11 protein-coding genes are annotated in these 14,049 nt (G+C 62.8%); 6 read left to right on the top strand and 5 right to left on the bottom strand.

Features of this window, described 5'->3' with window-relative positions:
- Positions 1 to 193: 193 nt before the first annotated feature.
- The 4 genes from KUF59_RS11815 (at position 194) to KUF59_RS11800 (ending at position 4,692) form a co-directional block, all read left to right on the top strand.
- On the top strand, positions 194 to 1,012 hold the full coding sequence (locus KUF59_RS11815) for a hypothetical protein (protein WP_258769471.1): 819 nt from the start codon (positions 194 to 196) through the stop codon (positions 1,010 to 1,012).
- Positions 1,013 to 1,021: 9 nt separating this feature from the next.
- On the top strand, positions 1,022 to 1,729 hold the full coding sequence (locus KUF59_RS11810) for a gamma-glutamyl-gamma-aminobutyrate hydrolase family protein (RefSeq protein WP_258769470.1): 708 nt from the start codon (positions 1,022 to 1,024) through the stop codon (positions 1,727 to 1,729).
- A gap of 23 nt (positions 1,730 to 1,752) precedes the next feature.
- Positions 1,753 to 3,402, top strand: a complete 1,650-nt coding sequence (locus KUF59_RS11805) for a M23 family metallopeptidase (protein ID WP_258769469.1) — start codon at positions 1,753 to 1,755, stop codon at positions 3,400 to 3,402.
- Between the two features lie 144 nt (positions 3,403 to 3,546).
- On the top strand, positions 3,547 to 4,692 hold the full coding sequence (locus tag KUF59_RS11800) for an FAD-dependent oxidoreductase (RefSeq protein ID WP_258769467.1): 1,146 nt from the start codon (positions 3,547 to 3,549) through the stop codon (positions 4,690 to 4,692).
- A 251-nt stretch (positions 4,693 to 4,943) separates the two neighbouring features.
- On the opposite strand, the gene KUF59_RS11795 is transcribed toward KUF59_RS11800, so the two are convergent.
- Entirely contained in the window at positions 4,944 to 6,221 is a 1,278-nt protein-coding gene (locus KUF59_RS11795; protein WP_212457268.1) for an MFS transporter, read from the bottom strand.
- A gap of 188 nt (positions 6,222 to 6,409) precedes the next feature.
- Between KUF59_RS11795 and KUF59_RS11790 the strand changes: the two genes are divergently transcribed.
- Together KUF59_RS11790 and KUF59_RS11785 are read left to right on the top strand one after the other, a co-directional pair.
- The gene (locus KUF59_RS11790; protein ID WP_258769999.1) at positions 6,410 to 6,934 is read left to right on the top strand and encodes a GNAT family N-acetyltransferase; all 525 of its coding nucleotides are present in this window, start codon (positions 6,410 to 6,412) and stop codon (positions 6,932 to 6,934) included.
- An 87-nt stretch (positions 6,935 to 7,021) separates the two neighbouring features.
- On the top strand, positions 7,022 to 8,014 hold the full coding sequence (locus KUF59_RS11785) for an ABC transporter substrate-binding protein (RefSeq protein ID WP_212457269.1): 993 nt from the start codon (positions 7,022 to 7,024) through the stop codon (positions 8,012 to 8,014).
- Positions 8,015 to 8,058: 44 nt separating this feature from the next.
- Here KUF59_RS11785 and KUF59_RS11780 read toward each other — a convergent pair whose 3' ends face one another.
- From KUF59_RS11780 to KUF59_RS11765, 4 genes are all read right to left on the bottom strand, one after another.
- Positions 8,059 to 8,514, bottom strand: a complete 456-nt coding sequence (locus tag KUF59_RS11780; RefSeq protein WP_212457270.1) for a hypothetical protein — start codon at positions 8,512 to 8,514, stop codon at positions 8,059 to 8,061.
- A gap of 45 nt (positions 8,515 to 8,559) precedes the next feature.
- Positions 8,560 to 8,799, bottom strand: a complete 240-nt coding sequence (locus KUF59_RS11775; RefSeq protein WP_212457271.1) for a hypothetical protein — start codon at positions 8,797 to 8,799, stop codon at positions 8,560 to 8,562.
- A gap of 26 nt (positions 8,800 to 8,825) precedes the next feature.
- Positions 8,826 to 9,947, bottom strand: coding sequence for a DUF2336 domain-containing protein (locus tag KUF59_RS11770; RefSeq protein ID WP_258769465.1), 1,122 nt, complete (start codon positions 9,945 to 9,947; stop codon positions 8,826 to 8,828).
- A 295-nt stretch (positions 9,948 to 10,242) separates the two neighbouring features.
- On the bottom strand, positions 10,243 to 13,884 hold the full coding sequence (locus tag KUF59_RS11765) for an AsmA family protein (protein ID WP_212457273.1): 3,642 nt from the start codon (positions 13,882 to 13,884) through the stop codon (positions 10,243 to 10,245).
- Between the last annotated feature and the right edge of the window lie 165 nt (positions 13,885 to 14,049).

Below are 14,049 nucleotides of genomic sequence, written 5' to 3'. Positions count from 1 at the left end.
GTTTCAAAATTCAGCTGGTCAGATGATCAGCCTGTACCCGCAGATTGAGCGGACAGCCCTCGAGTAGAAACAGCATCTTGCAATCGCCATCAGCAACTCGCTGACCAAGTATTGTCATTGCGCTATCAAGTTCTATCAAGTTGTGTTAGCTTGTGTCACAATCCCCGCGCTCGACAGGTGCTGGAGCAGTCCCATGACGACCAGTCTTTCCGGACGCCATCTCGTCCGCTTCAGCGCGGGTTTGCGGGCCCATCGGGCTACGTTTTCACTCAATGATGCCGAATACGCGGATCAGATCCTCAAGATTTCGCTCAACACCTTCAAGAAATGCGTCCAGCCGGACAGTGATACGCTTTCACTTAAGCGGCATACCCTGCTGAATATCCTTGCCAACGCAGGGTTGAATCCGCGAGACTACGGACTTTCTATTGCTCTTCCGAGTCAATCGTCGCCATTCGGGGGATATCATGTGAGCGACTACGACCATCTGTGCGGTCGATTTTTTCTCTACCGGCGCTCCTTTCTGACCGCCCGTAACATCACCTGTAGCGTCCTTGACATCCGGCCGAGCGAGAGCCACGACTGCCTGGCATTCAATGAACTGCACTACTACGTCTCTGACTCAGGCGCGCGAGACGAGATCCATTATTCCGGATATGTCCATATGAACCAGGAGCGCAATGTTCTCAGTATGCCTGCGCATTTTGAGGGCCAGGTGAGGCTGACACTCGTGCAGCCGGAACGACTCGGCAAATCCAAGGTCAAGATGCGTGGCGCGGTTCTGACGTTTGGAAATCCAAAGGGCTACTGGCAGCCAACCGTCTCCTGCGTCTTCGTCGATGGACCGGTCGAGGTCAAGGTTGCGCATCCAAGGAATCTTTGCAGGACTATTCTCGAAGGATCGGAGGAGCATGCAACTCTCTCCGCCGAAATGGCCCGCGTTGAAGAACATGCAACGATCATGACCCCCTTGATGTGGGCCAAGCTACAGGCCGGAGCTACAGTCGCTTAGGAAATCCTCATGGCGCGCACGCCACGCATCGCGGTGATCCTCGACGAGAATACCAGCGGCGATGGAAGCCGCTACGAGGCCTCGAAGAGCTATTTTGCGGCGATCCGGGATGCCGGCGGCCTGCCCTTCGGCATCCCCTACCTCCCTGAAATCGTGGGGCCGGTCGCTGAGGACTTTGATGGCCTGCTCTGCGTTGGGGGACGGTTTTCCTACCCCGACGACTGGTATCTCCACGGCAAGCCATCGAGGGCTCCGCCTTCGGAGAGATTGGCCATTGAAAGCGAAGTCACCAGCGAATTTCTGCGCCGTGAAAAGCCCATTCTCGGGATATGCGCAGGCATGCAGTTGCTCGCTGGTCTTCATGGCTGTCGGTTGTGGTCTGACGTCCAGGCTTCGGGCACCTCGATCATCGAACATGACAAGAAGGGTTCGCTGCACAGTGTGACGCTCACCCCCGGTACGAAGTTGGCGGCTTTGGTGGAAGTCCCCGCAATGCTCGTCAATACGTTCCACTGGGAGGCCGTTGGAGAGTTGTCCTCCTCAGTGATCGCCAGCGCTCATTCCGATGATGGGGTCATTGAGGCGATCGAGATTCCGGCGCACCCCTTTGCGCTCGGCGTTCAGTGGCATCAAGAACAGTTTGCCGCGGCCGATCACCCTGGCAACCGGGTGTTTCGAGGCTTCGTGAAGGCCTGTGTACCGAGCAAAAGCGGCTGACTGACAGTTAACGGAGGAACGCCGTGCGAAGCTGGTATTCCCGGATGGTGGCGATAGGGCTGGGACTCGCGGTCTTCGGCCATCACGTCCCTGTCATGGCTCAAGACGAAACGGTCCCGACCGCAAGGGTTGTGAACATCGATTGGCCGGAGGTGGCTCGCGGCGTTCTGGCGGTTGCACCTGAGCTCGGGGCACTGCCGAAGAGCCTTGCAGCGAAGCTGTTACCCGACGTCGATCGGCAACTTGAGGGCCTTGTCTTTCCAGACAAGGAGGCGTTGCGGCCGCTGGTGTTGCTCAATGCGATGACGGCTGGCGTCAATCCGCGCATTGCGAAGGTCCCGATTCCGGTGCTGGCACCGATCGACAGCTCTCGATATGTATCCGCGATTGTACGCCTGCGTGGCCTCAAGCCGAAAACCACGAGTGACTTTCTCAGCCCTGCAATCAGCAGAATGCAGTTCCTCGGCAAGACGACCGGCTATGACGCCATACTCACCGTCAAACCGTCTCTGCTCCCCCGCGGCTACAAGGTGAACGCAAATCTCGTGCAGATTCATCTCGGCGGGACCGGCCTGCTGTATGACGTCAACGATGAGGACAAGAGCGGCGGAGATGCGCGGCGGGGCGATGTTGTCGAGGACAAGACACTGCAGGACATGTATCCGCGGCTTCGACGCAACGTCAGCGACGATGGTCTGACGTACACTTTCGTCAAATACGGCGTTTTCTACTTCGCAAACATATCCTGTGCCAACGATCCGCCGTTCGTTGCGGATTTCCCCTGTGCGGACGTCGAGGGAATTCTCCGGACGGTGCTTCGCGATCTCCGCCTCATTGGTGGCCTGCCACTCGCCATTCCTCATGCGACAGGAAGCGTATCGCCGCGTCCCGTCAAGAAAAGCCCCAGTTTCACGTACTATGCGCCGGGCAATCTCCTGCCGGGGACAAGCCAGGATGGCCTCGGAGGCGTGACGCAGAAAATCCTGTGGGGTGGGGGCAATTTGCGTTTCCCGATAGCGGAGAATCCGGCCTACGCAAATTCACAAACCTTCATGCATGGCGGCGATTGCTATGGTCACAAGATCCCTCTGGATCACGGTCGCTACAAATGCCAGGAAAATCCAGGCAAGATACTCGAGCCTCGCGAAGACACCGCGGAGAACTACGCCTATCCGTGGCGCGATAATTATTGCGAGGAGCGAAATGACAATTCGCGGGAGCCCAAGGACTGTCCGGCCATGAAAAAGGCTCACGAAGGCCAGGACATCCGCCCCCGTGAGTGTCGATATGACGGCACCCGTTGCAGGATCAACCTGTTCAACGTCGTCGCCGTGACCAAGGGTAGCGCACTCTGGAAACCCAATAACAACGTGAAGTTCATCGCAGAAGACGATACCGGCGTCTATTTTGTGTACCTGCACATGAGCCCCGATGCGCTCAGGGGCGCCGGCCTGAAGCAAGGCCAGTTGGTCCACCGCGATCGAGGGCAAAAGATAGGTGAGGTCGGGAATTGGATGCACACCGACCCGAACGGCACGACGGCACATCTGCACTTCGAAATCCGATCTCAGACCGAAACATGCGGGGGCTTTGGCTGCACTTCCTCCCCGTACTGGACACTTATTCGGACGTATGAAGCGCTGATTGGCATGCAAGGAACGGAAGTACCCTGAGATCAAGATGGTGCGAGGAGTGCGTTCGATTTTGATTTTCTGCTGCCCAAGATTGTGAGTCCGTTCAACGACTGTCGGAGCAATCCGCCCTCAGCGTGGTTGGCTTTGGGGCGCGGCGCTCCCTTATGGCAAAGGGAATGTGCGATGAAGCTTGCACGTCGGGGCTTTTTACGTGTGATCGGGGGAGGACTCGCAACACCGGCGCTATCGGGCGGCGCGGCTTGGAGCCAATCCTCGGGGAGTTCCCCGCCCGCGGATGCGTTCGCGGCCTACGAGCCGAATCCTGACTTCACTTACGTCCCCGGGCTCACTCCGCTTAAGGCGGCACTGCGGCCATACCGCAAGAAAACGTACCGGTTGGAGAAGCAAGTGCTGAGCGGCGGCAAGCTCGTGATTCATAATTACGGGCATGGCGGCGCCGGCATCACGATGAGCTGGGGGTGTGCACAGGAGGTCGCAGACATCTTGATGGCGCAGTATCCAAACCCGGCAGGAAAGCCGGTTGCGGTCCTGGGGGCCGGAGTCATGGGTCTGACGGCGGCGACATGGTTGACCGAAAAGCTGAGAATGCAAGTGACGGTGTATTCCAAGCATTTGATCCCGCACACGACCTCGAGCATCGCCGGCGGCCAGTTCGCTGCTTCGAAAGTTGCATTTCAGGCCAGCGAAAAAGACAAGTTTGTCCGTATCCTGCGCCGCTCACACAAGGAGCACGGGTTGCGCGGTAGCGCCTATGGCGTCTCCCCTCGAGACAACTATTCTCTCATTGAGCTGCCATCGTTCGCGGAAGTCCCGCCCGATCTCGTTCCGCGGACTCAACTGTACCGGCTGCCGTTTTCACCGATGAATCGATCAGGGTGGAAATATGCGACCCTGCTGGTGGAACCTCCGATATTTCTGACCAAGCTCCAGCAGGAACTGCAGAAGAATGGCGTGCAGTTCGTCTACCAGGAATTCTTCGATGAAGATCAAGTTCGCGCACTTGCGCCGGACATCATTATCAACTGTGCCGGCGCGGGCTCAGACGCTATCTGGCCCGACCCTGATCTGACGCCGATCAAAGGACAACTGGTATGGTTGCCGGCGCAGCCCCGACTTCAATACCTGTTTAGTGGGAGCGGTTACGTGTTTCCGCGCGCGGACTGCGTGGTGATAGGCGGAACTGAGGAAACCAGCTACACGGATGATGACCCCGATCCGCAACGCTGCGCGGCCCTGGTACAGCACCTGAAAGACGTATTCGATGGCGTCACGACAATCGCTCCGAGATGGATGATTCAGGATGAGTGACGGATAGACGGCTTGTCGTACGCGTTCGATCTCGCCTGGGGCGCCGAAGCAATAGGCAAGCCTCCTGCCGAAATCCGCTGTTCGATGTGATTGGCGTGGACGGGCCCGCACGTTGCCGGCGCGTCCGGAAAATCAAACCAGGGATATCCCTGTCCGCATGGTCACATCCCCCGGTCCCGCGTCGGATCGGGGCGGATTTCGGCGGACCACCCCGGATAGGGACTGCCCGGACACTCCGGCTACTGGCCGAGCTACGCAGGCACCGTCGCCGCCGGCCGTTTGACCAATCCAAACGCCGCCGCCGCGACGAGGCACATGACGCCCGCGAGCAAAAATGCCGGGCCGTAGGTCCCCAACGCGTCGCGGCTGACGCCCGCGCCGAAAGCCATCATGCCGACGCCGAGCTGATGCGCGGCAAAGATCCAGCCGAACACGACCGGGCCCATGTCACGACCAAAGGTGCCGACCGTCAGCTTCACCGTCGGAGGAACGGTCGCGATGAAGTCCAGTCCATACAGGATGGCAAAGGCGCTCATCGCCCACAGGCTGGCATTCGATTCCACCAGCCAGATGAGGGACAGTCCGCGGAAGCCGTAGTAGATCGCGAGCAAGAGGCGGTTGTCGAACCGGTCGGACAGCCATCCCGAGCCGATCGTTCCGACCAGGTCGAAGATGCCGATCATGGCGAGCAGGCTTGCCGACGTCACCAGCGGAAAGCCGAGATCGCCGCAGAACGGCACGAAGTGCGTCGATGTCAGCCCGTAGCTGGAAATGCCGCAGACGAAGAACGTCAACGCCAGCACCCAGAACACAAGACGGGTCGAGGCCGTTCTCAACCCGCTGAAGCTGATCGCCGCAAAGTTCTGCGTCGGCGCGGGCGTCACCGGAGCAACGACCGTCTCGCCGAACGGCGCCAGTCCCAGATCCTGGGGACGATCCTTCCCTAGCAGGCGATACAGAATGAGCATGATCAAAAGGCCAAGGCCCGACGGAATCAGCGCGACGCGCCAGCCCCAGTGCTCGGCGATCCATGCGCCCAGCGGCATGAAGATCAACGTGCCGGTTGCGATCGAGCCGTTGAGGAGGCCGACCACCAGCCCGCGATGGGTCGTGAACCAGCGCACGGAGACGACCGCCGCCAGTTGCAGCGCCGTCAGCCCCGGCGCGATGCCGAGCAGCAGTCCCAGGCCGAACCACATCTCGATGCGGCTGGTCATGAGCGCGGTGAGCAGCAGGCCCGCCAAGGCCAGGCTGCCCGCGATCGTCAGCATCTTCCGCGGACTATAGCGCAGCATCAGACCGCCCGCGAACGGCGCAGCTAGCCCGAAGAGGGCGAAGCGAAGACCTTGCGATGCGGACAGCTCACCCATGCTGACGTTCACGTCAGCCGCAATCTCACGCATCAGCACGCTCGGCACACCGAGCGCAGAACTGGCGAAAAGGGAATACAGAAACACCAGGCCGGCCATGATCCAGCCGTAGTGGATATTCCGGGCCGCTGCGCGCGCTGCAACGTACTCAGCAAGCATCGCCTGTCCTTCAAGAAATGAAATTTGCGAAAATCTACCGGGCCGGTCGAAAGCCCGCTTTGCAACCCAATCGGGAATTAATGGCATGGCGCCCGGAACGCGTCCATGGGATACACAGCCCTATTCCCGGCATCGTGCGCAAGTTCGCGGCGCTGTCACACCTCCGCTCACCGGACTACCGCCGCAATATGGATCACTTCACCACCAGCAGACTGACCGCCGAGCGACTTCACGAAGATCACCTCGCGGACCTCGTCGCGCTGCACCTCGACGCCGAGGTATCGCGCTATCTCGGCGGCGTGCGTTCGGCCGAGGTGACGAAGGTCTATCTGGCGGTCAACATGGGCCACTGGGATCGATATGGCTTTGGGCTGTGGGCACTGAGAACGAAGGACGGGGATTTTGCCGGGCGTGCCGGCATCCGGCATATCGCCGTCGACGATTTGGATGAAGTCGAGATTGCCTATGCCTTCAAGCGCACACTTTGGGGCCAGGGGCTGGCGAGCGAGATCGCTGATGTGCTGACAGGCATCGGATTGACCAGGCTCGCGCTGCCATCCCTGGTCGGCCTCGTCTACCCCGACAACAGCGCATCCCGCCGCGTCCTCGAAAAGTCAGGCTTCACGCTCGAACGGAGCGCGATGCGCCGTGGCGGAGAGATGGTGATTTATCGTGCCCTGCGGGATCAGTCGTCGCCTCCCGCCAGGGCTTAATCGCACATATCAGAGCATTTGGCCGCACTGGCCCAGTTGCGCTTGTTGTGATCAGATCGCGCCGGAAAACGGATATGGCGGGCAATCATGAAGCGGCGGGACGTCCTTGCCGGGATCTGTGCGGCGTCAGTCTGGCCTGGTGTCGGGCTCGCGCAACAGAGCACGCGCCGGCTCGCCTTCGTGCATTCCGGCATTCCGGCTGATCGATTGACGGAGAGCAGAGGACCGTTCTGGGTACGCCGCTTCTACGAAGCGCTGCGTGGGCTCGGCGATGTCGAGGGCACGAACCTGATCGTCGAGCGCTTTTCCGCCGAAGGCCGCTCCGATCGCTTCGGGCCGCTCGTTGCCGAGGTCGTTGCCCGCAAACCTCAGGTGATCGTGACCAATCTCAACGATCTCGTGAAGGGCTTCATGGCTGCGACGACCTCGATTCCTATCGTTGCGGTGGTCGGCGATCCCCTTGCTGGAGGTCTCGTCACCAACCTCGCGCGCCCCGGCGCCAACCTGACCGGGGTCAGCATCAATGCGGGGGTCGAGATCTATGCCAAGCGGCTTCAGATCATCAAGGAGGCTCTTCCATCGGCCACGCGGATCGGCCACCTGCTGTCCGGCAACTGGGCGCCGAGCAGCGGCGTGACGCTGGCTGACGCGAGTGCGCGTTTGGGTGTCTCCATCACGCGCATCGCAATGCCGGTCGTCGACGAAACGGAGCTTGCCCGTACCTTCGCCGACATTTCCGAGCAGAAGCTCGACGGCGTCATCCCCGACGAAGGAGGCAGCTTCCTTGCGGCACGCGCGACTCTGACCGCACTTGCAGCGAAGCATCGAATTCCCGTCATCTACCCCTTTCGCGACTATGTCGAGGAAGGCGGGCTGATGGCGCTGGCACCCGACCTCGGCGAACTCGCCGTGCGCATGGCTGATGACGTGCATCAGATTTTCAACGGCGCGAAGGCTGGTGACATTCCGTTCTACCAGCCGAGCAAATTCCTTCTGATCTTCAATTTGAAAACTGCGAAGGCCATGGGCCTTGATCTGCCCGTCAATCTGATCGCGCGCGCAGATGAGGTGATCGAATGACGCGCTCGAAGTCGCCTGTTAGCGCGCGCTTGCAAAGCCCATCATCAATATGCTGATCGCAGCTTGATGATGTACGCGTCAATGGCGTAGCCATAGTGCATTCCTGCCAAAGCCAACCATCCGAGAGGATAGGCGCGACACGCTGGATCAAAGTGGCAACCTAGCGTCGCCGAAGACGGATCGTGCAGGAGCACCGCAAAGATGATCGTGTCAACAATGGCAAAGAACAAGTTGCCGCGCGCAATCTTCTTGATGCCATCTTCATCAATCGGTTGGAGTGGGGCAGTGACTATGGATACGACGCTGACAATGAGCGAGACGACGAGGATCAACGCGAGATGGATTAGAGCCTCTTTGCCGCCGCTCCCGTGCTCGTAGGTCGATACGTAAGCTACGCCCGCCATGGGCGACAGGAAAAATGCAAGAAACCAGAGCAGGCGAGCTGCCTGACTCGGATTGGACTGACCAACACTGCCTCCGAATCCGAGCATTTCAGACACAAGCTTCTCAGGCGATAGTATCGTGAGCCTGACGCGCTTGCAGGCTCAGCGGAAATAATCCAGCACGAGGTCGAGGTCGGCGCGGCCGGCCACGGTGCCGTTGAGCTCGGCGTCGATCACGCGGCGGCAGGCGGCGATCGCGGGCTGGTCGCCGAGGTCGTTGGCGGCTTCGAGCACGAGCCAGGCGGCGTCCACCGAGGCCTTGTCCGGCACACCGCCACTCGTGTCAGTGCTGACGCCCTTGTTGAGGTTCTTGCGAACTGCAGTGCCGAATTGTGGCAACATCATCATGACTCCCCTACACTTCTTGCTCAGTGCATCTGCATTTCGGGCTGACGGCCCGCTGCGGGATCAGCCGCGCTGTTCTTGCGCGACTGGTAGAACTTCAAGATGCTGCGCGACGTCTCGATCTTGAGGCGGCCGAAGTCGCGCTCATTGTCCTTCAGCTCACGCGCGGTGATGAGGTGATCCTTGGCGCCGAGGAACAACAGCGACATCGTCGTGTCCCAGGAGAAGCCGAGCGCCTTGCACAGCACCAGGAGCATCTCGCGGTTGCGGTCCATCAGCGCGCGCTCGATCACATCGACCGGCAGCGCTGACAGCAGCGACAGGCCGATCTGCACCTCGTCGAAACGGTGCTGACGCGCATAGTTGGAGATCGAATCCTGGTTGAGGTTGCCCTGCCGGTGCTGCGTCGTCACCACACGCTTGGCGACGAAATAGCTGCGCGACGACGGGCCGAATTTGGACTGCAAATCGCCGGTGACGTCGGTCACCGAGCTGGAGATCTGCGTCACCATCTCCGGGCGCTCGCTTTCGAGCCGGCGGCGGACGTCCTCCGACGCTTTGGCGATGAGCTGCTGGAAGACGTGGCGGGGCACGTCCTTGCGCAGGCCGAGCTGCTCGGCGAGGATCGAATCGCCTTCGGCGCGCCGCACCATGTGCAAGAGGCCAGAGCCCGAGAAGCGCGCGCCCTCGTTCTTGACCACGGAGGTCACGACCTCGTCGTTGCCGCGCTTGACCAGCATGTCGGTCACGGCTTCGCCGATCGACTTGCGCTGCGAGATCGCGAGCAGATGCGACTGGCCCTTGGTCCTGGCGTTCTCGACCAGCGTCTGCTCGTCGAGCCGGGTGGAGTCGCGCAGCACGGGGCCTGCGACCTCGATCTCGTCGTCAAAGGCGAGTTGGTGGATCACGCTGAGCGGTGCGTGGTCGCAGGCCGCCATCAGCTCCGAGAGCTGCGCACGCGCGGCGACCTCGATCTCGTCGGCGAGCTTGCCGATCACCTCGCCGAACGTAGAGATCTCGTCGTCGCTGTAGCGGCCGGTGATCAACAGATCGGTCGCGTGCCACAACGCGCGCGCACGGCTCTCATCGGTGCCGCGCGCGATCGCGTCGTCCAGATCCTGCAGAAGCGATTTCGCTCCGTCCATGACGAATAACCCCAGTTTACGGCAGACGCCGAAATTCCTCTGGGGTCAACGCTAGTCGTCAAACGCGAGAATTCGGTAAAATCGGGAACTCAGTTTTGCTCGCCAATTTTCGTTAAAATGCGAGCGATCGTGTTCACTGTCGCGACAAGCACCGTCATGCCCGGGCTTGTCCCGGGCATCCACGATCTTAATGCCGCGGCGAAGGACGTGGATGGCCGGGACATAGGCGAGCGGAAGTGACGCCGTCCTTCGGACGGCTATGCCCGGCCATGACGATGTGTAGGTATCCGTACTGTTACGGATTCGACGGCGTGATCACCATCGGCGGCCGCGGCGGCGGCTTTGGCTTTGCCGGCGGGGGACCAGGCGCGGGCCTGACCTCGATCGGCGGCGGCAGCGGGGCGATCTGCTGGCTCGCGACCGGCGGGCTGGGTGCAGCGGGCGCGGCCTGCGGCGGGCGCGGCGTCGGCGACGCTTTGGCCTTCGGCGGCGGTGCACGGCGCGGATCGCGGCCCGGCAACGGCACGTCGGTTGCGGGCTGGTCAGGGGCCGGATCGGGGGACACCAACGTCGGCAGTGCGGCGGTCGCCGGCGGCGGCTCGCCGCGCTCGATCGCATCCAGCCGCCGCGTCTCGCGATCGATCGTGCGCACCGCAAGCCACGACGACAGCGGCGTGAGATCGACCGTGCGGTTGAGCCTGTCGGGCGGGCCGGCGGCGAACAACTGGATCTCCGGCGGGCTGCCGGCGAGATTGATCATGATCGGGGTCAGGCTGGCGCGGATGTCGGCCTGGTCGGCGGGAATGTCGTAGCCGCCGGAGACGATGGCGCGGGCATTCTTCGCCTCCAGCGTGGTGGCGCCGACCCGCAGACGACCGTCGCGGATGGTGAAGGGAATTTGCGCCGAGCCGATCTTCAAGGGCCCCGCAAGAAGCGCGGGCTCGACGAGCTGGCGCAGCCGTGCCTCGTCGGCGACCTGCCCGCCGTCGCTGGCGCGGATCGCGATCTCGAAGGCGCGCGGATCGAGCCCGGCGATCTCCGCGGACTCGAGCGTGACGGTGCCGTTGCCCGCGAGCGCGCCGGTCAGCGCGGTCACGCTGCGGCCCTGGCTCGACAGCGCCATCTGCACGGAGAGACGTCCCTTGGGGAGCGCGAGATCGCGATAGCGCAGCGAAGCCGCATCGACGCCGGCAAGCTCGATGCGCGCGTTGAGCGACACGCCGTTGGCGCCGTCCTTCGCATTATCCCTGGCGTCAAAACTTCCCGTCATCGTACCGCCGCCAAGGCCGCCCTTCAGGCCATCAAGCGCCAGCGACTGGCCGTCGCTCCGGAGCGTGCCGCTGAAGGGCCGCATCTCGATATTGCCGGGCAGCACGCCACGCAGCGCCTGGAATGCAACCTGGCCGCGCCAGCCGCTGCGAAGGCCCGCGCCAAGCGCCTCGCCCACATCGCGCCCGGCCGCGCCGAGCGCGACGCCAAGCGCCGGCGTGACGTCGAGGGAGTCGAGCCCGACTTCGCCATCGACGCTCTTCTCGGCGTCCAGCGTCATCGCGAGATGGCCGCGCAGGCGCGAACCGGAGGCCGTGCTGTCGAGATCGTCGAACGTCAGCTTGTTGCCCGACAAAGTCACGCGTGACGACAGGTTGACGGTCTGCGCCGTTTTCTCGTTTGTGGAGATGCCGAACAGCGGCGCCAAATTGGCGTTGCGAACGCGCAAATTCACATTGGCCTTCGGCTCCGCGGCCGACAGGTCGACGCTGCCCTGCGCGTCCGCATCCAATCCGCCGCCGGATATTTTTGCATTCACCTGAAACGGCTTGCGCCATGCGCCGCTTGCCTTGCCCTCGAATTGCGCCAGCCCCTCGCCGCCGGCAACCGCGCGGTCGAGGCCGAACAGCGCCAGCAACGCACCGGAGCGTTCCGACGAGAGCTTTGCCTGCACGTTGAATTCGCTGCCAACAAGCGCATCGAGATTGAGTTCGCCGAGCGCCGATGCCGCAGGCGTCGCAGTGGCATGGAGCTGTCCGCGCAACAGCGGTGTCTGGATGTCGAACTGCGCCTGCGCAAGCCGGGTAGTGGTAGCAGCCTTGTTGCCGGAGAGATCGAGCGTGAAGTTTGCGCTGGCCGGGCCGCCGCCGGTGTCGACGGCGGCAAGCCGCGACGACAGGGCCGGCGCAAACGGCGCGACCAGGGCCGCCATCTGCCCGAGCGAGCTAGCTGCCGCGTTGAACGCCATCCGTCCCTGCAGATTGGCGCGGTCGAAATTGCCGCCGCCATCCAGTCTGACGCCGTTGGCCTGACCGAATTTCAACTGGTCGAGGATGAAGCCGGTCGGGCTGTATTCGACACGCGCGAGGAACGAGCGCAGCTCCTGGCCGGTCGAGACCGCGCGGCCGATTTCGAGCGACAGCTTTGCCTCGTCGGGCCATTCGCCTTGCGGACCGGCCAGCGCACGCAGGAAACTCGAGGCCGCGTCGAGATCGAGCCGGTCGGCCTTCAGCTCCGCCTCGATCCGCGAGCCCTTGTTGGCCGCTGTCTGCACGAAATCGATCCGGCCCGCGACCGCTCCGCCCTCGATCTCGGCGTTCAGCTTCTCGATCGAGAGGTGATTGGCCGCGATCGTCACGTCGCCGGTCAGCCGCACCGGCTTGGTGCTGCGCCGGTTGATCTCGCTGCGGCCCTGCAGCCAGGCGACCAACGTATCGGGATCGGAGGACTCGATGCTGAGCCGGCCGCTGAAGCGATCGGATCCCGGTGCTGCGCCATTGAGCGCGACCTGCGTCATGCCGGGGGCGCGCAGGTCGAGCCGCTGAAAGGTCCAGGATTTGCCGTCGGTGCGCAGCTCAGCGGCGATGTTCTGGAGGGGACGACCGCCCAGCATGATCTGCTCGGAGGTGAACTCGATCTGCGCCGGGATCGGCGCCTGCGGAATGGCCGCGAGTCCTGCGCGCAACGCCGGCAGGATGCGGGTCGGCTCCGCGCCATTGCCCTGCCCCGCCAGCTTGTCGGCATCGAGCTGCCGGGCCGTGAGCGCGGCACGCAGAAGCGGCGCTGTGCCGAATTTGAGATCGCCGACACCTGCGAGCCTCAGCGCGGTATCCTCGGCGCCAAAATTTGCGTCGATCTGGTCGAACCGGGCGCCGGCGGGATCCGCCTTCACCTTGGCGATGAGCTTCCAGGGCGTCGGCCCCGCTTCCTTGGCTTTCGGCGGCGGCACGGCCAGCGTGATCGCGCCGTCGAACCTTGGCTGCCGGCCCTCGAAGGCGAGCACGCCTTCGAGATCGGCCAAAATGGCGCGCTCGCCGGGATCGATATTTATGTGAAGACGGGTGGCGGTGCCGTCCGCGCTTGGGCCCGACGAGACGCGAAACGGATAGCGCGTGCCGGAGACGGTGAAATTGCCGTCGCCGCGCACCGCACCGGCGAGCGAGCGCACGTCGCCGGCAAAGGCGATGTCGTTCAGCTCCAGCGTCGCGCGGCTGGCGGCGTCATGGAACGCGATCCGGCCGGTCAGGTTGAGCCGTTCGATGGCGAGCGAGGCGAGGTTGAAGCTGCCGCTGGCGGTGGACGGCAGGTCGACGCGCCCTTTGGCGTCGAGCCCGATATCGGCCGCCATGCCGTTGACGGTGAGGTCCGTGGCCCGCCATTCGCCGCGCATCAGCGAGCCCAGGCTGAACTCGACGTCGAGCTTGTCGGCGCGCAGCTTGCCGAGGTCGTTATTGCCGCCCAACGTCACAGAGCGCAGGCGCAGGGTCGGCGCCGGCAGCAGGCGCGCGTCCAGCTCGCCCGCGACGCGGACCGGGACACCAATGATCCTGGTCGCCTCAGCCTCGAACTGAGGCCGAAACTGGTTCCAGTCAATGAAGTAGGGCCCGATCAACGCGGCGAGCAGCGCAACGATGAAGGCAATCGCCAGTCCGAGCAGCGTCGTCTGCACGGGTCTCCCCTCGGCCAAACCGGCTCCCGGGCCGAACCCCAGGACTTACTCGAACTCGACTCAAGCCGATATCAAGCCCAAGCCGCGCCGGAACAGCCCCTTATATAGGAGCAAGTGTGGCGAAGTCACAGCGGCTGTTGCGCGCGGGGGTTAACGCGGAGGACG

This window comes from Bradyrhizobium arachidis (genome assembly GCF_024758505.1).
GTDB lineage: Bacteria > Pseudomonadota > Alphaproteobacteria > Rhizobiales > Xanthobacteraceae > Bradyrhizobium > Bradyrhizobium manausense_C.
This window is presented reverse-complemented; position numbering and strand designations above follow the sequence as displayed.

Coding starts and splice junctions, on each gene's coding strand:
- KUF59_RS11815 (WP_258769471.1), top strand. CDS start 194: ATGACGACCAGTCTTTCCGGACGCCATCTCGTCCGCTTCAGCGCGGGT.
- KUF59_RS11810 (WP_258769470.1), top strand. CDS start 1,022: ATGGCGCGCACGCCACGCATCGCGGTGATCCTCGACGAGAATACCAGC.
- KUF59_RS11800 (WP_258769467.1), top strand. CDS start 3,547: ATGAAGCTTGCACGTCGGGGCTTTTTACGTGTGATCGGGGGAGGACTC.
- KUF59_RS11795 (WP_212457268.1), bottom strand. CDS start 6,221: ATGCTTGCTGAGTACGTTGCAGCGCGCGCAGCGGCCCGGAATATCCAC.
- KUF59_RS11790 (WP_258769999.1), top strand. CDS start 6,410: ATGGATCACTTCACCACCAGCAGACTGACCGCCGAGCGACTTCACGAA.
- KUF59_RS11785 (WP_212457269.1), top strand. CDS start 7,022: ATGAAGCGGCGGGACGTCCTTGCCGGGATCTGTGCGGCGTCAGTCTGG.
- KUF59_RS11775 (WP_212457271.1), bottom strand. CDS start 8,799: ATGTTGCCACAATTCGGCACTGCAGTTCGCAAGAACCTCAACAAGGGC.
- KUF59_RS11770 (WP_258769465.1), bottom strand. CDS start 9,947: ATGGACGGAGCGAAATCGCTTCTGCAGGATCTGGACGACGCGATCGCG.